This window comes from Nitrospira sp. Ecomares 2.1 (assembly GCF_965152585.1).
Genome location: NZ_OZ224219.1, coordinates 3,936,422 through 3,954,538, shown reverse-complemented (window position 1 = coordinate 3,954,538; position 18,117 = coordinate 3,936,422). Strand labels below are relative to the sequence as shown.

The following is an 18,117-nucleotide window of genomic DNA, read 5'->3' as shown; positions in this document are numbered from 1 at the left end:
GTTTTACCAGCATCGGGAAGTCCTTTGCGGTTGCCTGGTTCGCGGTCTCATCTGCGCTGGTTTCGGCGAGAATAGCATGAGTCTCCTCAGTGTTGAGCCTGCTTGCTCCATGTTTGGCTAAGGCTCCTGGGCAAACAACCTTCGCCGGTTTCATCGGCCATGGGACGGCTGATACTGCATGATTGAGTTACAGGGTGTTCGAGGGGTTATCGAACCGGTTCTAATCCTCGCGGCCGGACCCACTGTTCTACCCGACCTAATACTCCATCAACTGTCAGAGCCAATAGGGTTGCCGGTAAGGCGCCGGATAAGATCAAATTGACATCCGCAAGTTGGAGCCCTGCTACGATGGGGACACCCAGACCTCCGGCGCCGATAAAGGCGGCAAGTGTCGCTGTCCCGACGGTCCAGATGGCGGAAGTTCGAATACCGGCCATGATGGTTGGTGCGGCAAGTGGAAGGCGAACAGTGCGGAGAATTTGCCACTCCGTCATGCCAAGGGCTCGCCCGGTTTCCACAACATTTGGCGCTGCGTCCCGCAATCCGGAATAGGTGTTTCGAAGGATGGGGAATAATGAATACATCCATAAGGCCATGATGGCGGGGAGCGCTCCCACGCCAAATATCGGAATCATAAAGGCCAGAAGCGCGATGGATGGAATGGTTTGCAACATGCCGACAATGCGGATAATCGTTTCCGCTCCCTTTCGCCATTGTTCGAGGGCCAATCCCAATGGGATGGCCACCAGAATCCCAAGGAATAAACCAAAACCGGAGAGCCCAAGATGTTCTCCCGTGCGCATGGCCAGATTAGAACGCTTGGCCCACATGTAGGAAAAAATAGAATCGGATGAGTCCGCACTGGCGTCTGGTTGTGTGTGATTGCCGGCCACAAGATTGAGTGCCCGTAAAGCGCTATGTGCGACTTGGGGAACCGGTTCTCCCTGTTCTTGAATCCGGAGATTTAATTCACGCATGTGTGGTAGATCCAATGCATTGGTGAGCAAGTTGATGACCTTTCCCAATTCCGGATGACGGTTGAGAGTTTCTCCGCGAACGAGTGCTGCGGCCTCATAAGGCGGGAAAAAGTGACGATCATCTTTCAAAACGACAAAGTCATATACAGCCAAGCGTCCATCCGTGGTGTAGACATCTAAGATGTCTACCTCTCCTTTATCTGTGGCCTGATATTTCAAGGTTTGTTGCATGCCGATTACTTCCTGAAATTGTAACCCGTAGGATTGATTCAACCCTACCAATCCATCTTCTCGCTGGATAAATTCATACCCAAATCCGGCTTTCATCTGTGGTGCGACATGCGTGAGATCAGAGATTGTTCGCAGTCCTAACGTTTGGGCTTGATCACGGCGAAGGGCAAGCGCATAAGAATTATCAAATCCTAGCGGTGCCATCCACCAGATATCCCAACGGTGAAGGAACTCCGTGCGAACATGGTTCAAAACAGACACTCGATCGTTCATTGGGGGTTCACCGAGAATGGTAACGAGCCCTGTTCCGGTGTATTCGGGATAGAGGTCAATCCCTCCGGTTTTTAACGCTTCAAAACAGACTTGAGTGCCGGCGAGTCCCAGGCGACGCGTGACGGTTAATTCCGTACGGGCCTCAATGAGTTGAGCGAACATTTCCGCCAGGAGCCGGCTTTCCATAAAGTTCTTTGATCCCACCACAATGGTGTCAGAGGCCCAAACCGGAAGGGAAAAAGAATAGAGCAGTCCCAGGAGTCCGACCACGAATCCTATAGAGATCCTCCGTCTGCGTTGTCTGACCCGATAGGTGGTCATCCCTCTCCTACTAACCCCGATGGGCGTGATAATGCTGAACGAGCAAATGAACATAGGGTGTGGCCGGATAATGGAGAATTTCGTGTGGAGTCCCGATTTGCTGAATGTGTCCTTCTTTGAGAATGGTGATCCGGTCGCTTAATCGGAAAGCTTCTGACATGTCATGGGTCACAAGGACCATTGTTTTTCGCAACTTGATTTGAAGAGAGAGAAATTGGTCCTGTAGGTCATGGCGGGTGAGCGGATCCAACGCTCCAAACGGTTCATCGAGCAGGACGATGGGCGGATCGGCTGCCAGGGCACGTGCCACGGCCACGCGCTGTCGCTGTCCTCCTGAGAGTTCAATGGGGTAGCGTTCGGCAATTTGCGAAGGATCCAGATTCACGAGAGATAAGAGCATGTCGACTCGATTGAGTTGCTGCTCCGATGTCCAACCTAATAAGTGAGGGACGAGGCAGACGTTTTGTTTGATAGTCCAGTGAGGGAAGAGCCCGCCATCTTGTGGGATATACCCCAGGCGTCGACGAAGATGAATGGGATCCTGTAAGCAGGCCGGCTTGCCTTGAATGACGACGGTACCGTCGGTTGGTTCTATCAGGCGATTCAAGAGCCGCAAAAAGGTGGTTTTACCTGACCCGCTCTCACCAATCAGCGCCATGGTTTCCCCCTCTTTCACATGCCATTCAATATTTTGAAGCGCATAGGTGCCATCCGGGAATTGTTTGCTTACCTGTTGGATTTCCAGTGCCCACGGCATCATATGGACGAGTTTCCTGGTGTGGGGTTTGACGGAGTAAGAATGGTGCTGTGATGCAGATGCGTCAGCGTCATGATGAACGTGTGGGGGATTTCCCATGGCCAGGATAACAGGGTTCAAGGGGAGAGACTACCCATGTTATCAACACCTGCTGCAATGTTGGTGTAGGGAATGCCTCTATAATTTTGAGAACAAGCAGGAAGAACGGGATGCAAGTGTGCCAATTCGCTCATGCTCCCCTATTCGCCTCCGCACGGTTTTTTCATCAATGTGCCTTCATCTACTGGCTCTGAATTCAAACGTGGAATTGTATGGGGAAATTTATTGGCCTTTGGCTTATTTGGGATAGGCATAGTGGTTGCACCGTAGCAAAATTTGTATGGTGAGAAGAAAGACGGAAGCCTAACTACGGGTCCTCATAACCGGGTTCTCAATTTATTTCTTCCTAGGAGATTCGAATGAACGCCCACCTAATTGGAAACTCTTATCGTGTTGAAAGTCAGGCCTTGACCCATGAACCTGGAGGCTGTTGCCGATGTGGTGGATTCATGTATAGGGAGCCTGTCGTTGATTCAGGTGAAAATGAAATGGAATTTATGGCTTCTCGCTGTCTGCAATGTGGAGATGTCGTAGATCCGGTTATTCTCAGGAATCGATCAGGGAAACAAGTTTTGAGTAGTAGCACTGGAAGGGCTCGGCATTGAATCTTCTCATGCTTTGTGCGTGGTTAGGATCGAGAAAGGCCACCTGCCAGAAAGCATAATCCCATGAAGGTGAACACCTTGAGTGGGCACGATGTCGGGAGTATCGATTTAAAGACAAAAAATCTTAATGGTCGGCACCCGGAGCTTGCGCCTGACCTTCCGGAAAGCGGTAAACGCATACTAGTTTTGGATGTTGACCTTAAAACATGGATTGGGTTGACAGACAGTCTTTGGGATTTAGTTTTTACGCTTAAACGCCTTCCCTCTTCCTTGCAAGAATTGGATCAATTGAAGGATGCTTTCGTCGATGGTGTATTGTGGGACTTTGAATCGAGTTCCCTGAAGGGTTTAGCTGTCGTGTCTCAGCTTCGCGGAGGATCACCTGTCCTCCCAGTGATAGTCATCGCGAGCTCCTCAAACAAAGAGCTGCTGATAAAGGCTATTGAGAATGGGGCCATGGATTTTATTAAGCCCATAGATCACACGGAATTCCGAAACAAATGTGTGCGGTTGTTTGGATAGCGGATGAGATCGATAAAGTAAGGCAATTTCAGGGAGGAACCTTCATGATACCGTTACGGGTTGCCGACTCCCAGGAACTTTCTCCGGAAAATCCATCTATAAGCGTACAGTCGAAGGAGAAATTTGATGGGATAGATCCTGAATCTCCAAACGCTGTTTCTATTCTGGTTGTCGACGATAGTGTTGAATGTCGCATGATACTCCGCATAGCAATTGAACGAGAGGGTTATCATTGTGTTGAGGCCGCAGATGGAGTGGCCGCGCTCAAGGTATTTCAGGAAAAAACGATTGATTTCATCATCACGGATTTTGAAATGCCACATATGAATGGATGCGAATTTCTTGAAGTATTATCCAGTTCGGCCATCAGTTGTCCTCCTGCAGTAATGATTACGGGAAACCTTGAGGATTCTGTGCGAATCAGAGCGACACATGCCGGGGCATTGGCCGTCCTCTTAAAGCCTTTTGATCTCAGGAAGTTTCTGGAAATGGTCTGGGAAGTCGTACATCGCAAACAAGAGGCCCATCAATAAGGGCGTATCCATTTCACCCTGGAAAATAAAATCTTGCCTTTTAAATTGTGAATCCTGCTCCTAATTTGTCCTCTTCTTGAATCCTCCTTCTTCCCCTAATATTTATTTGAAATCGGAGTGTGAATGCATCCTGCCAAACAGGCATAGGGGTGAGGTATGCCTGACGAGGGAAACACCACAACCCCAAGGAAGATGGTCTTCCATTTCCCAAGATGTGCATGTTCTGTTTGGCTGATTAAATGAAATTTCATGGCAAAATTCTTTATGAAGGTAATGGATGTTTTGGTCAAGCTCCATCTGTTGCTCTATCGAGCCAAATCCAATTTAGGAATAATACCGAGCAATTGCAAAAGGACCTCAAAAATATGGAAAAGCCTGGTCACTCCACCCTCTCGATTCAGGTAGAATGGATCAATAAGTTTAACGACAGGTTTCACAGTGGGGTATTTGGAGAGAACTCATCAAGGCATGGGGGACGAAGCACCCTGTGAAGTGAGAAGGTTTCTGTGAATGAGGAGATTGAACGGCCCGGACATAGCCCACATTTTTGTGATGGGAAAATGAGAATGGGGCGAGCAGTGTCCCGCATGTAATTGATCGGACTAAGAGATTGCTTGGCCTATTCATTGGTTCCATGCGGAGCAGTGTCCTAAAGATGCGAGGGTGCAAAGCCAGAACGTTTGGGATCGTGTCTTATTTTAAAGTGCCATAGGAAGCTTTCATGGAAGACAAAGAGTTCTTATCATCTACCGATAGTCACTTATTGAAGAATTCCGATCAAGAATTGAAGCGGACCTTACACGATCTCCGGGAACGGGTGAAGGAACTGACCGCTCTTCATTCCACCACGCAATTGTTTCACAACGAAGACTTATCGACTCAGGAATTGCTTCAGCATATTGCTGATCTCATTCCGCCTTCCTGGCAATACCCTGAAGTCACAGCCGCCCGCATTCGTTTCGGACATCTGGAAATTACGACGCCTAATTTTGTGTTATCCCCGTGGACCCAGCGGGAGGAATTTATTTGCCGGGATGGAACGACGGGTGAAATTGAGGTCGCGTATCTGGAGGAACGGCCGACGGAAGTTGAAGGCCCCTTCCTGCAAGAGGAGCGAAATTTATTGCACTCACTTGGAGAGATGGTTCGTCTGCAGTTGGATCGGAAGCGGACGCAAGCCGCTCTTCGTGAGGCGCATGATGTGCTTGAGCAGCGGGTGCTGGACAGAACGTCCGAGCTCACGACGGCCAATCTGTTACTGTCGCGGGAAGTGGCGCAACGGAAAGAAGCCGAAGCGAAATTGGAGAAATTGATTGCGGAGATTCAGAAGAATCATGATGATCTCATTGCTATTTTGAATCAATTGCATATTGGAACGGCCTTGACCGACCAGGATGGAAAGGTGACCTTTCTGAGTCAGGCGGCACAACAGTTATGCGGAAAGGCGAATTTCCCTCATTCAGGTGAGCCGTGGCAAGCGTTGTTTGACGATCCCTCCTATCATGCTCAAATAGAGGATATGGTGAATCGGCCGACTGGAGAACGGGAGAGAATCTTAGTGCGCATGCCCGCGGTTGGTGGAGAATGCACTCGTTGGATCAATGTGGATGTGAGGGATGATCCACGAGACCCGGAACGGAAAATGTTTTTCTTGTACGATGCTTCGGAGGTGCAGACCCTTCGGCAACTATTGGGAGAGACGGGAAAATATCAGGATCTTATTGGCACCAGCCATTCCATGCAATTGGTTTTCCAGCAGATTCAGGATTTTTCTCGAGTGGACTCCACCATTCTTATTGAGGGAGAAACCGGAACCGGAAAGGAACTGGTCGCTCGTGCCATTCACCAAGCCAGCCACCGGAATGCGTTTCCATTTATTGCCGTGAATTGTGCGGGGTTAACCGAATCACTGGTCGCCAGCCAATTATTTGGGCATAAGCGTGGGGCTTTTACAGGAGCGGTATCAGATCAACAGGGTTTGATCGAAGCCGCTGAAGGCGGAACCTTGTTTCTGGATGAAATTGGCGATATTCCGCTCACCGTCCAAACCAGTCTGCTTCGGGTTCTACAAGAATGGGAAATTACCCGTCTTGGGGAGTCCCGGCTTCGGAAAGTGGATGTTCGTGTGCTTGCGGCCACACATCATAATCTTGCCAATGATGTCACTGCGGGGACTTTCCGGGCTGACCTGTTGTATCGGATCAGGGTCGGAAGAGTGTTGTTGCCGGCGTTGCGGGAGCGACGGGAGGATATCCCATCATTAATCAGTCATTTTCTGAATCAATATCGGGCGACAACAGGAAGACCTGTTGAGGCCGTGAGTAATGAAGCTCTCCGGCTGTTGATGGCCTATGCATGGCCTGGAAACGTTCGAGAACTCAAACATGCCATTGAATTCGCCGTCATTCGATGTCCTCAGACGATTATTCGACCTCAAGATTTACCGCCTGAAGTCCTTAATCAGGATGAAAGTCTTCTTGTAATACCTTCTGAAGAAAGGACTCCAACCCATGAGAAGGAAAAGATTCTCTCTGCATTGAAGGAAACGGGAGGAAACCGTTCAGCTGCCGCTAAGCTGCTTGGGATCGCCCGCCTCACTTTGTATCGTCGAATGTCACGCCTCGGAATTTCTACTCGCCGTTAAATTACTTCCTAATTGAAAGCTTTCTTCTGAGGGGGCCGTTGTATGTTCTGGCTCTATCCCAGGACCACTTCGACTTAAATAACCTGAGCCCAGCCAGGATGAGAGCCCAAAAAAAGGAGAAGCCCGAGTTAGCGAGATCTTTCAACACTTCTTTTGGGTTCGTCACCTCCATGAACGGATGATGGTTTTTCGCTCCACATCGTCTGGTGGAGAAGTATCCTTCGGTTCCCTGAAACAATTCCAGGCGCATGATGAATGAAATAATAAGGTGTAACTTAATGTAACTAGCTGTTACAGAAGTGCTTCACAAGGATGTTACTTTGTAACAAAAAAATGATTATTGATTTCATTATAAGCATTTGAAAATAAAGAAAAATTAATGATTTTGGCCTGATGGCATCTAAATTGGATTGAAAGACAATTGTGGGTGAAAGCATTTCTAGCAATTAACTGGCATACGTTTTTCAGTGTTACGGGTCTGGAAGGAGGAAGTTATGAATAAAAACATATTCATTCCATTTATTCTGATGGGGATGCTCCTAGGACTTCCGCAATTTGTCTTGGCTAGTGAGGGCAGTCAAGAACGGAATTCTTCATGGAAACTGGAAATGCAAGATTGGTCGATTCAGGATCACATGGCTGCGGCAAAAGATAAAGAGGCCGAAGCCCAGTCTTTACGGAGCCGTGTTCGCCATTTGGGGGAGCGCATAGCCCATTTTGAGAAAAAGCCACAATTCGATCCAAAGGGGATGCAGAGAAATTCCATGAAACTTATTGCCTCGACTTTGACCGAGGAATTAAATCGTTTAAATAAAGAGATTGCCTGGCATTTCCGGCAAGCAGACCATGCCATGCTTATAGAGTAATAGATAATGCCTGTATGAGTAGGGATATGAATGAATGTCTTTCAGCGTTTCCAAGAATAGAGGAGGGCATGAAGGAGGATCCCTGTGCAGGGATAGAGAGAGGTATTCTGTTTCGGATTTGGTTTTTGTGCCTAACGGATATGTCAGGTATTTCTGCCAACCCGAGGCTGCTCGACCGCTAGGGCATACAATTTTTATTGATACTGTTGGGATTCTGGCATGAATGACGGTAGGTGTGGGTTGATGAATTTTTGACGAGAGTATGCGACGGCACAGGTTCGTCATTGCGTCTAGGACAATTTAGAAAATCGACTTGCCGAACTAAAGCGTAATGTTAGTCTCCCCCTCTTTTGAACGAACCCATTTTTTTTGCGGAAGAAGCCGCCTTCTATCCAGTAGTAAAAGGTCTATCCTCGTAAGAGTATGTTTGGCGAAGCCCTGCTGCGTACGCACGGGACGGTCAAGCTCTTAATCAGTGTGGTCTAATGATTTTGTTTGAAGAGCTTGGGTGAGTCGCCAGAGTGGACCTCAAAAACTTGACAGAAACGTCCTTCCCGAAAGCCGATCATGGCTTGAAGATTTCCAGGCATGCTGGTCTTCATCTTCTATGCTCGGTTCCGGCTTTAGTTTACTAAGTATAAACACTATAAAGTGCCAATAAGTAAGGTATCTGAGAAGCCAAAAAGTGTAACTATATGTAACTTACTGGAACACTTTTGTTTCATTTAAGTGTTACATGTGTTACGAAATAATTAAGTAAAATAAATACTAAGTTATTGTTTTTTAAGCAAAATTATACAGTTGCCTTGTTGGCATATAAATTGGATATTGAGATAGTGTGATGAAAATTTCGTTAATGCTAACTGGGCAGGTTTGATGAACTCTGGTTCATTAATAAAGGAGAGGGATATGAATAAAAAAATACTTTTTCCACTTTTCCTTATGGGGATGCTCCTCGGCCTTCCGCAATTTGTCTTGGCTGCTGAGAACAGTCAAGAACAAAGTTCTGCCTGGAAAGCTGAAACCCAAGGGTGGTCGATTCAGGATCATATGACTGCGGCTAAAGCTAAAGAAGGAGAAGTCCAGGATCTACAGAGCCGCGTTCAGCAACTGGAAGCGAGAATAGCCCATTATGAAAAAAAGCCCCACTTTGACCCGAAGGGGATGCAGAGAAATTCCATGAAACTTATTGCCTCGACTTTGAAGGGGGATTCTGAAATTTTGAATCAGAGGATCGCCTGGCATAATAGGCAATCGGATCAGGCGAGTCTGCGGGAGTAGTGGTCTACTGAATGATTTAGTTGTAATTGTCAAAAAATGTCTAATGGCGTTCTTTGGAACGGGGAGGTTACTAAGATCCCCGTTCCTTAAGAACGAATAAGTTCTCTCATTGTGTTGTCCTTGTGCCTGACCTAAGTGTCAGGCATTTTTTTTTCTGCTAAGTATTTTCGACTGCCATGGGTTCGTTTTCTATCACGCCATGATGACTCGAAAGTGACCAAGTTGCTTCATTTGGCGAATGAGATCGGGAGAGAACCTTTCCGCGATACCTACCAAAGCAATACCTAAGAAAAGAGTAATGGATAAGAGGCCAGAGTAATAGATCCATACGATAGATAGATGTGCGATTAAGCACGGTATCCCAGTGCATTACCGCTCAATTTCCTGGTTCGAACATGAAGTTTTTTTAATAAAATTTCCTTTATAAGAACAAGTCATTACAGTAGCCGAATGATATAATGGGCGATCCGGTCTTGTGAGTCATTAAGCTATTGAAAAATAAAATAAATCGGACTTAAACTTTATCTCTTGTTGGGCGACCATTACGACTAGGTGAATAGGTCTTGGCATGCAACAAATAAACGGTTGATGGCTTGGTAATTGCCGTCTCTTTTTGAGAAGAAATGAAGCTCTATTAATTTTCCCCATGACTGAATTTTTCTTTTCAAAATTATTCGATATTTTAGTCTTAAACACGGGTTATGAATTGTGATGGTTTTCTTGGTATGAGCCGACAGTATTTCATGAATTATGACCATGTTCAGAAAATTTTCCGAAAGGTCATGATCCTTCGCACATATACTTGAGGTTGCGTGAAGGGATTAGTGATGAAATTTGAAATGTTCCACCAAACCGATCAAGTTGGCCGGCATTTTTATCAAACCTTGCTGGAAGTGACGAATGTCTTAAATTCCCAGCGGAATACTGAAGATCTGTGGAAAGCCATTACGGGACACATCAAAAAGGTGATCTCATGGGAACGCGCGGGTATTACGTTGTATCACCATGATATAGATGCCTTTCGGTTTTACGCGGTGGAAACGAGTATGCCTGTGGTCAAGTTGAAATGTGATGCCATTATTCCTCGAGAAGGAAGTGCCATGGGATGGGTGTATGGTCACCGGCGTCTTCACATACGGCCCCATTTACAACGAAACCCGGTATTTTTAGAGGATGCGTATTATCAGGAAGAGGGTTTAGGCAGAATGATCAATATTCCCCTAATTGTCGGGGATAATTGTTTTGGGTCTCTGAATATCGGCAGCGTGGAATCGGGGGAACCTGATCCGGAAAATGTCTTGTTTTTGCGCCAAGTGGCCACCCAAATTGCCTTTGCCGTTGATCTTGTGCGTGCCTATGAAGAGATCAACCATCTGAAAGAACAACTTACTCGTGAAAATGCCTACCTCCTGGAAGAAATCAAAGTTAGTCATGATTTTGGAGCGATGGTCGGCAACAGCCAGAAATTCAAGAACGTCCTGGACCTGGCCCAGGCTGTTGCACCCACCACGACTTCAGTGCTCATCATGGGTGAAACGGGAACAGGAAAGGAACTGTTAGCGCGGTTGCTTCATGAGTTGAGCCCCAGAAAAGATAAACCCTTTGTTCGAGTCAATTGTGCGGCGTTACCTTCAGGGCTGGTAGAGAGCGAACTTTTCGGCCACGAAAAAGGCGCGTTTACCGGTGCAGAAAATGGAAGACCCGGAAAATTTGAATTAGCGCATAATGGCACTTTGTTCCTAGATGAAATTGGGGAGATGCCAATTGAAGCACAGGCCAAACTCCTGAGGGTTTTACAAGATGGGATTGTGGAACGAGTGGGCAGTATCGAGGGGAAGGATGTCGATGTGCGAATCATCGCCGCGACCAATAGCGATTTAAGCAAGGCGATTGCGGAGGGGCGTTTTCGTTCAGACTTATATTATCGATTGCATGTCTTTCCGATTGTCGTGCCTCCTCTCCGTGAACGTCTGCACGATATTCCCCTGCTGGTGCGACATTTTATGGAAAAAAATCGGTTGCAATTTCGACGAAATTGTCAGGATATCGATGATCAGTCAATGGAGTTGCTCATTCAGTATCCATGGCCGGGTAATGTCCGGGAACTCAAAAACGTGATTGAACGAGCGATGATTCTTTCCCAATCAACGCTTGTGCATGTGGAAGAATCATTGTTGCCCTCACCGGGACATGGCATGGATGCCCTGCCGCCCACTCAATTGAAGGACGTGGAGCGCACTCGGATTCTACAAGCCTTGACGGCTTGTGAATGGCGGATAGATGGTCCATTAGGGGCGGCCAAACACCTGGGATTGCATCCCAGTACACTGAGAAGTCGATTGAAAAAATTCGGAATCAAAAGACAATCTGAATAATATATTCAAGCGGGGACTGTGTCGTTGAGATGAAAAGCCGGACGATCTGGAGTCAACGAATCAATATCGGCCGCCCTCTAGTTTTGCCCCTACCACCTTAGTCCCCTCTCGTTAAGTTGTAGAGTCCAGAAAATTTCCCATTTTCATCAATTGCTGAACGAAGCAAGTGGATCTTCATGAGAATTTCAATAGCCCACAAATTCTTCAGAGCGAATATCGGTCTTTGGAATGCCTGCAGACTCCAGCATCTTTCGTAATCCATTAACCATTGCAGGGGGCCCAACAACATAATACAGAGCCTTTTCCGTTTCTTTGACATATTTTTTGAGCATGACTTGGTCTATGCGGCCGGTTTCCCCTTCCCAGATTTCGGTGCCTCTGTTCGGGCTTGTCATTGTTCCAATACATGTAAAATGCTCATTTTCCTTTTGGAGGGTTTGCAGTTCATCAAGGAATGCCGCATCTTTCGGATGCCGATTCGAATATATGAGAATGATTCGATGTGAAAGTTTGTGGTGTGCTGATTCCACCAGCATGCTTCGGAAAGGTGTAATCCCGATCCCTCCCGCGAGAAAGACAATCGTCCGGGAATCGTCGGTGGGCAGAATGAATTGTCCGAATGGGCCTTCAATATCAATTGAAGCCCCAATAGACATATCTGTCAATGTGCGTTTAAAGGCGGTGTCCCGAAGACGTGTGGCAACCATGAGATGTTGTTCGGAGGGAGAGCTGGCAAGGGTCAAAGCTCGTGTATGGCCCTCTGGTTCGGCTTTTGAAAGATTCGGTAATGACAGATCGATAAACTGACCTGCGGTGAATGTGAATCCAGGCGGCCGGTCAAAATAGAATGCCATTTTTCCTGTTGCGATGGCCTGACGTTTCTTCAATGCCACGTGATATAAAGAAGGCTTGGTGAGTTTTATCATTGAGGTTGCTCCGTGGTCATTACGAATGAGAAGAGGCGAGGCAGTGCTGATTCCATCCTATCGTTTGTGTAAGGGGTTGAGTCAAATTTGGTATGTTTAATAGACAAACGGGTTTATGCTCCTTCGAGGACTGAGGGGAAATCTGGTTCTATGGTTGTATCGGTTTCAAGAAAGGATTGAAGGACCGTGGAACGAATTGAGAGAAATTACCGGGCGCTACTGAATGTCGCGATTGTACTCAATTCACAAAGGGATACCAGTAGTCTCTGGCAAGCGATTATCGAGCAAATTGAACAGGTCATGCCTTGGGCACGGGCGAGTGTGACCTTATATGATCGTAAATCGGACGGGTTTCAGTTTTATGTTGTGACGACTCATTTGGCCAGGGTCGTGGTCCAAGGTGATACGGTGATACCGCGTGTTGGGAGTGGAATGGGGTGGGTATACGATCACAAAACGTTACATGTCCGTCCTGACCTCAACCAGGAACAGGTTTTTCTCGAAGACCGGTGGTATGTCGAGGAAGGACTTGGACGCATGATTAACCTTCCGCTGTTGGTTAGAGGGAAGTGTGTGGGGGTCTTGAATCTTGGAAGCGTTGATGCGGGTGACCCGGACCCCGATGCGATTGAGTTCTTATCACAAGTGGCCATGCAAATTGCCTATGCGATTGATCATGTTCAGGCCTATGAGGAAATTAATCTGTTGCGTCAGCATTTGGCACGAGAAAATGTCTATCTGGTCGAGGAACTCAAACTGACAAAACATTTCGGTGCCATGGTCGGACGGAGTCAGGTTTTTCAGCACGTATTGGAACTCGCTCGCGAGGTGGCGCCTACGACGGCGACGGTCCTCATCACCGGGGAAACGGGGACCGGGAAAGAACTCCTTGCCCAAGCCATTCATGATTGGAGCTTGCGTGCTAAAAAGCCGTTTATTAGGGTTAATTGTGCGGCCCTTCCGGCAGGATTGGTCGAAAGCGAATTATTCGGTCACGAAAAAGGCGCATTTACCGGAGCCGACACCAGGCGTGAGGGGCGTTTTGAGTTGGCCCATGGCGGGACCTTGTTGTTAGATGAGATCGGGGAAATTCCTTTGGAGACCCAAGCGAAATTATTACGAGTGATTCAGGACGGGATGGTTGATCGTGTGGGAGGCAAGCAGTCTATCCCGGTGGATATTCGGTTGATGGCCTCGACCAATGCTGATCTGCCTTCAGCTATTGAGCAAGGTCGTTTTCGAGCTGACCTTTTTTATCGACTTCATGTGTTTCCGATTACCATCCCTCCACTTCGTGCCCGGCCGGAAGATATTCCAGAACTCGCACAGCATTTCCTTGAGCACTATGCCATTAAACTCAAGCGGCCCTGCGAATTGATTGAACCGGATTCTCTCCAACGGCTTATCCGGTATTCCTGGCCGGGCAACATTCGAGAACTGGAAAATGTCATTGAGCGGGCGGTGATTCTCTCCCACCAAAAGGTTCTGCGTATTGATGAGCGGCTCTTGATTCTCCACAACACGACGCAGGAATCCAAGGCCCCGGCTGGGTTAGTCGATTTTGAACGGCAACATATTCTCCAGACGCTGGCTTCCAGCAATTGGCAGATCGAGGGGGAGAACGGGGCAGCGGAACAACTCGGGTTGGCTCCGAGCACACTCCGGAGTCGAATCAAAAAGTTAGGTCTTCAACGGCCGAATGGCTCAAGCCCCAGAAAGTAGTCTTTGCAATATTCCCTTCCCCGTAGAGTCCGCCTTAACTTTTAAGATCTTCCTGCATGATGTGTCGTATATGTACCCTACGATGCCCCACCCGACTCATGATGTCGTTCATGTGATCCAAAATATAGTTTGTTCATTTCAATGAGCCTGTCGGGCCGAGTGATCCTGCTCGAATAATTACCCTGGTCTCTTTGGCGAAGGAGATGGAATGTTCTCCTGATGCCGGTGCCTTTTGTAAATTTTTAACCCCCACACGGATTAAATGCTCAGATTGATGTAGTCTATTTCATGCGGCAGTCTGTTCTCCCGTCATTGCCCGCCAGCGATTGACAGGTCAGGTATGTACCGGCCCGGTGGAACATCTTAGATTGGCACCCAGACCTATTCGGAAATTGTGTTAGCGCATCAGGTCTTCTGGATCCAATGTGAAGCTTGCCATTCATCTCAAGAATTTTTTTACTCCTTTTCTTTATCTGATTTTCTACTTTTTCAAAATCCCATTCCGCAGAAAAGCCGCGTCATATCAAGGTTTAAGTGCTAGAGCCACCACGGACTGTCGTGGTTATGTCTATCCATCTTCATCAACCATGGACTTTTTTATCTGAATCAAATCAAATTTTAAGAATTTATTCCGTATGGGTTCTGAACCGGACCATGGCTTAGTCTATGCATATCAGCGTGAAGCTAACTCATTGAGAACAAATGAAGAGAGTGGTTGTCATGAGATTCCTGATCATTACAGATTATGAGGGTAAAGGGGCCCGTCATGTTTCCGGCAATGGTATTCAAGGCGAGGAGGGTTGTTCCTGTTCATGAGTAATGACCGTTCATGAAATTTTATCTCGATACAGTGAGTCTCACAGAAATTCGGGAGATTGGCAGTCTGGGAATTTTGGATGGGATAGCTGTGAACGCCAGTTTGATTTCTGAGCAGGGTTTGAATTTTTATCAAGGAATTCGGGAAATCTGTCGTTATGTGGACAGCCCAATTAGCGTGGGTGTGTTGAGTATTGAAGAAGAAGCCATCGTCAAGGAAGGCATAGAATTATCAAAAATTCATAGAAATGTTCTGGTGAAATGTCCTTTGACACCTGCAGGTCTCAAGGCGACGAAGCGATTGACGGCCGAAGGTCTCCGGGTAAATGTGTCTCTGTGTTTTTCTCTTACGCAAGCATTGATTGCCGCGAAAGCCGGTGCGTGGTGTGTGTCCATTTGTCCCGATCACACCGGTGACAATCAATCGATGGGAAACGATATCACTCGTAAAATTGTCACAGTTTTTCGAGACTACGGGCTTTCCACTCAGGTGCTTCTCGCGGGTATCCGTTCTCCTCATGAGGTGCTTGAGGCGGCGTTGGCGGGAGGGCATATCTGCACAATGCCATTTTCCATGTTTCGTCAACTTTTCAATCATGCGGATTAATCGCTATTTTTCGACCACCTCCTGAGAACTGAATCACATTCGTTAAAGCTCGCTCGCCATTTTGGGAATGCTCCGGAAGGAGCAGGTCTTACCGGTTCCGGTTGTCCTTCTGAATTTTTGTCTCTTTGTGCTTGCTCATATTTTTCTGAGTCCAGCCACGCAAAACGGTGGGTACCCACCACGCCCCACCGCGTCTTTTCGTGGGCATATGAACGGCTAATCAATGAAATGCTCCCATAAACACGTGCCACGCTATGGTTTATAAGGGATTGCCTGGAGCAATCGAATAATTTCTTTACGGGCATGGCCCATGCAATGCGTTCAATAACGTACAGAAAAGACAGGAATGTAATTTGGTGGAAAAAAATACGGCAACTTCAGAAAAGCTTCATGAATAAATTTCTCAAGGAGAAAATTTCGGCTTACATCCCCGGTGAGCTCAATGATCTTGGGGGGAGAGGAATGAAAGGAGTGCGTAGAGAAATGAGTGGAAGGAAACTTAAAAAAAATGCCGCAATCATCCTGATCAGCTTGATCACGGTAATGCTGTTGCTCCCGATCGGTATTGCTATGCCTATTCTGTTTGGAAATGGTGAAGCCATCGCATCGGGGGGAGGAGGGCAAAGTCCTCAGTCTGCTCAAGAGGTGGTCGAAGGAGAGGAAGGCGAAGCGCCGGTCGAAATGGGTCGGGATATTTATTACAAGACAGAGGGCGTGGTGTCGAGTGAAACGGCTCCGGTCACCGCGGACAATACGCATGATTATCCCCGCTATGGCAATTTTGAAAGTCGAGTGCTGATTTGGGTTGCGAACCAGCAGCATTTATATTACGGCAGTTTTGTCTTGGCGGTTCCTATCTTCTGCATGGTGATTGAGTTCATCGGCATGGTGACAAAGGATAAGGCCATGGCGAAGAAATACGACCAGCTGGCCTATGATTTTATCCGAATCAGTCTGACGGCATATTCGCTCACCGCGATCCTTGGGGGAATTCTTCTCTTTACCTTTCTCACTCTGTATCCCACATTTTTCAGCTACCTTTCGGGAATTTTCCGTCCTGTCATGCACATCTATGCTCTGCTCTTCGTGGCAGAAAGCGGGACTTTGTATATCTACTACTACGGATGGGACAGGATGAGGGAAGGAGTCCTGAAGTGGGTGCATCTCAGTATCGCCGTGGTCTTGAATGTCATTGGAACCGTGCTGATGTTTTTAGCGAATTCGTGGATCGCCTTCATGATGTCACCTGCAGGGGTGGATGAACAAGGACGATACCTCGGGAATATTTGGCATGCGATTCATAGCGCGTTGTGGAATCCGCTGAATGTTCATCGAATTTTAGGAAATATGGCATTCGGAGGCAGCGTCGTTGCCGCCTACGCGGCCTATCGGTTTTTATCCGCTAAAACCGATGAAGAACGTGCCCATTACGACTGGATGGGATACGTCGCGATGTTTATCGCAGTCATTTTCCTCATTCCATTGCCGTTTGCGGGCTATTGGCTCATGCGGGAGGTATATGCCTATCGCCAGCAAATGGGAATTACCCTGATGGGAGGCCTCCTCGCTTGGTTGTTTATTATTCAGGCCACCATGATCGGTGCCCTTTTTCTGAGTACGAGTTATTACTTGTGGCAATGCTTTGGCCGGATGCCGGGTGCGGAACGATTTCAACGGTATATTAAATATCTGGTGTTCATCGCGGTCGTGGGATTACTGGTGTTCATTACGCCCCATACCATTGTCATGACCCCGGCTGAGTTGAAAGCCATGGGAGGTCAACAGCATCCCGTTTTAGGAAACTATGGGGTGATGTCGGCCAAAAATGGCGGAATCAATATGCTCATCATTGTGACGATTGTGAGTTTCATTTGGTATCAGCGCGGCAATTTGATTCCGGCCGTGAAATGGAAAAAGTTCGGCAATATTTTCATGACCTGTTTTTTCGTGGTCGGCAGTCTCAATATTATTTGGTTAGCCATCTATGGGTATTTCATTCCGGCAAACGTTCGGATTGGGCTGTCAGTTCCTCAGGTCGCCACCACAATGTCGTGCCTCTTGTTAATGATGCCGATGAATCTGGCCATGCTGAAAAATGCCAAGGTGGCGGGTCCCATTCAATGGGGCAAAATGCCGGCGAGATCGCAATATGCCCTGATCGCCCTGGCCACGGAATTTACCTGGATGATGGCCTTGATGGGATACATCCGGTCATCAGTCCGCCTCTTCTGGCATGTGAACGAGGTCATGCGGGATAACTCGCCTTGGGCTTATACCCATACCATCGGGTTTGCCGCGAATATGATCTCCTTCAATGTTCTGCTGTTCTGGTCGACTATTCTATTCGTGTTCTGGCTGGCGGCTTTTGCTGGGAAAAAATCGCCGGTACCGGAAACGCCGAAGGTCCCAGAGTCACAGGCTGTGCCGCAGTTCACTCCTCAAGCGGCCAGTCGTTCCTGATGTGGTTCATGGCAAATTGATGGATGGCTTGGTGAATAAATCATGGATTCATGAAACCAATGGAGGACAGAGCGATGAAAGGCGCATTTACTCATACAAGGT

12 protein-coding genes are annotated in these 18,117 nt (G+C 47.5%); 9 read left to right on the top strand and 3 right to left on the bottom strand.

The window, feature by feature from the left end; genetic code table 11:
- Positions 1-206 precede the first annotated feature (206 nt).
- Both ACWHYD_RS17475 and ACWHYD_RS17470 read right to left on the bottom strand, forming a co-directional pair.
- On the bottom strand, positions 207-1,802 hold the full coding sequence (locus tag ACWHYD_RS17475) for a glycine betaine ABC transporter substrate-binding protein (protein ID WP_447963298.1): 1,596 nt from the start codon (positions 1,800-1,802) through the stop codon (positions 207-209).
- 10 nt (positions 1,803-1,812) lie between these two features.
- Positions 1,813-2,562, bottom strand: coding sequence for an ATP-binding cassette domain-containing protein (locus ACWHYD_RS17470; protein WP_447963297.1), 750 nt, complete (start codon positions 2,560-2,562; stop codon positions 1,813-1,815).
- A 764-nt stretch (positions 2,563-3,326) separates the two neighbouring features.
- On the opposite strand from ACWHYD_RS17470, the gene ACWHYD_RS17465 reads away from it, so the two are divergent.
- The 6 genes from ACWHYD_RS17465 (at position 3,327) to ACWHYD_RS17440 (ending at position 11,484) form a co-directional block, all read left to right on the top strand.
- Complete coding sequence (locus tag ACWHYD_RS17465; protein ID WP_447963296.1) at positions 3,327-3,785, top strand: response regulator; 459 nt, start codon at positions 3,327-3,329, stop codon at positions 3,783-3,785.
- 44 nt (positions 3,786-3,829) lie between these two features.
- Complete coding sequence (locus ACWHYD_RS17460; protein ID WP_447963295.1) at positions 3,830-4,318, top strand: response regulator; 489 nt, start codon at positions 3,830-3,832, stop codon at positions 4,316-4,318.
- A 721-nt stretch (positions 4,319-5,039) separates the two neighbouring features.
- Complete coding sequence (locus ACWHYD_RS17455; RefSeq protein ID WP_447963294.1) at positions 5,040-6,962, top strand: sigma-54 interaction domain-containing protein; 1,923 nt, start codon at positions 5,040-5,042, stop codon at positions 6,960-6,962.
- A 494-nt stretch (positions 6,963-7,456) separates the two neighbouring features.
- Entirely contained in the window at positions 7,457-7,828 is a 372-nt protein-coding gene (locus ACWHYD_RS17450; RefSeq protein WP_447963293.1) for a hypothetical protein, read from the top strand.
- A 909-nt stretch (positions 7,829-8,737) separates the two neighbouring features.
- Positions 8,738-9,109 (top strand): hypothetical protein, encoded by a 372-nt coding sequence (locus tag ACWHYD_RS17445; RefSeq protein ID WP_447963292.1) that lies wholly within the window; start codon positions 8,738-8,740, stop codon positions 9,107-9,109.
- A gap of 827 nt (positions 9,110-9,936) precedes the next feature.
- Positions 9,937-11,484 carry a sigma-54-dependent Fis family transcriptional regulator gene (locus ACWHYD_RS17440; protein ID WP_447963291.1) on the top strand — a complete coding sequence of 516 codons (1,548 nt, stop codon included), beginning with the start codon at positions 9,937-9,939 and terminating at the stop codon, positions 11,482-11,484.
- A gap of 185 nt (positions 11,485-11,669) precedes the next feature.
- Here ACWHYD_RS17440 and ACWHYD_RS17435 read toward each other — a convergent pair whose 3' ends face one another.
- Positions 11,670-12,410 carry a ferredoxin--NADP reductase gene (locus ACWHYD_RS17435; protein WP_447963290.1) on the bottom strand — a complete coding sequence of 247 codons (741 nt, stop codon included), beginning with the start codon at positions 12,408-12,410 and terminating at the stop codon, positions 11,670-11,672.
- A gap of 186 nt (positions 12,411-12,596) precedes the next feature.
- Here ACWHYD_RS17435 and ACWHYD_RS17430 point away from each other — a divergent pair, with 186 nt between their 5' ends.
- The 3 genes from ACWHYD_RS17430 to ACWHYD_RS17420 all read left to right on the top strand — a co-directional run bounded on the left by ACWHYD_RS17430 (position 12,597) and on the right by ACWHYD_RS17420 (position 18,015).
- Positions 12,597-14,132 (top strand): sigma 54-interacting transcriptional regulator, encoded by a 1,536-nt coding sequence (locus tag ACWHYD_RS17430; RefSeq protein WP_447963289.1) that lies wholly within the window; start codon positions 12,597-12,599, stop codon positions 14,130-14,132.
- A gap of 829 nt (positions 14,133-14,961) precedes the next feature.
- A complete protein-coding gene (locus tag ACWHYD_RS17425) occupies positions 14,962-15,555 on the top strand; it encodes a transaldolase family protein (RefSeq protein ID WP_447963288.1) in 594 nt (197 codons plus the stop codon).
- Between the two features lie 390 nt (positions 15,556-15,945).
- Complete coding sequence (locus ACWHYD_RS17420) at positions 15,946-18,015, top strand: cytochrome ubiquinol oxidase subunit I (RefSeq protein WP_447963287.1); 2,070 nt, start codon at positions 15,946-15,948, stop codon at positions 18,013-18,015.
- Positions 18,016-18,117: the final 102 nt, after the last annotated feature.

What these genes read in the sequence shown, in the direction of transcription:
- ACWHYD_RS17455 (WP_447963294.1), top strand. Translation starts at nt 5,040, where the DNA reads ATGGAAGACAAAGAGTTCTTATCATCTACCGATAGTCACTTATTGAAG.
- ACWHYD_RS17475 (WP_447963298.1), bottom strand. Translation starts at nt 1,802, where the DNA reads ATGACCACCTATCGGGTCAGACAACGCAGACGGAGGATCTCTATAGGA.
- ACWHYD_RS17460 (WP_447963295.1), top strand. Translation starts at nt 3,830, where the DNA reads ATGATACCGTTACGGGTTGCCGACTCCCAGGAACTTTCTCCGGAAAAT.
- ACWHYD_RS17440 (WP_447963291.1), top strand. Translation starts at nt 9,937, where the DNA reads ATGAAATTTGAAATGTTCCACCAAACCGATCAAGTTGGCCGGCATTTT.
- ACWHYD_RS17450 (WP_447963293.1), top strand. Translation starts at nt 7,457, where the DNA reads ATGAATAAAAACATATTCATTCCATTTATTCTGATGGGGATGCTCCTA.
- ACWHYD_RS17425 (WP_447963288.1), top strand. Translation starts at nt 14,962, where the DNA reads ATGAAATTTTATCTCGATACAGTGAGTCTCACAGAAATTCGGGAGATT.
- ACWHYD_RS17435 (WP_447963290.1), bottom strand. Translation starts at nt 12,410, where the DNA reads ATGATAAAACTCACCAAGCCTTCTTTATATCACGTGGCATTGAAGAAA.
- ACWHYD_RS17420 (WP_447963287.1), top strand. Translation starts at nt 15,946, where the DNA reads ATGAATAAATTTCTCAAGGAGAAAATTTCGGCTTACATCCCCGGTGAG.
- ACWHYD_RS17465 (WP_447963296.1), top strand. Translation starts at nt 3,327, where the DNA reads ATGAAGGTGAACACCTTGAGTGGGCACGATGTCGGGAGTATCGATTTA.
- ACWHYD_RS17470 (WP_447963297.1), bottom strand. Translation starts at nt 2,562, where the DNA reads ATGATGCCGTGGGCACTGGAAATCCAACAGGTAAGCAAACAATTCCCG.
- ACWHYD_RS17445 (WP_447963292.1), top strand. Translation starts at nt 8,738, where the DNA reads ATGAATAAAAAAATACTTTTTCCACTTTTCCTTATGGGGATGCTCCTC.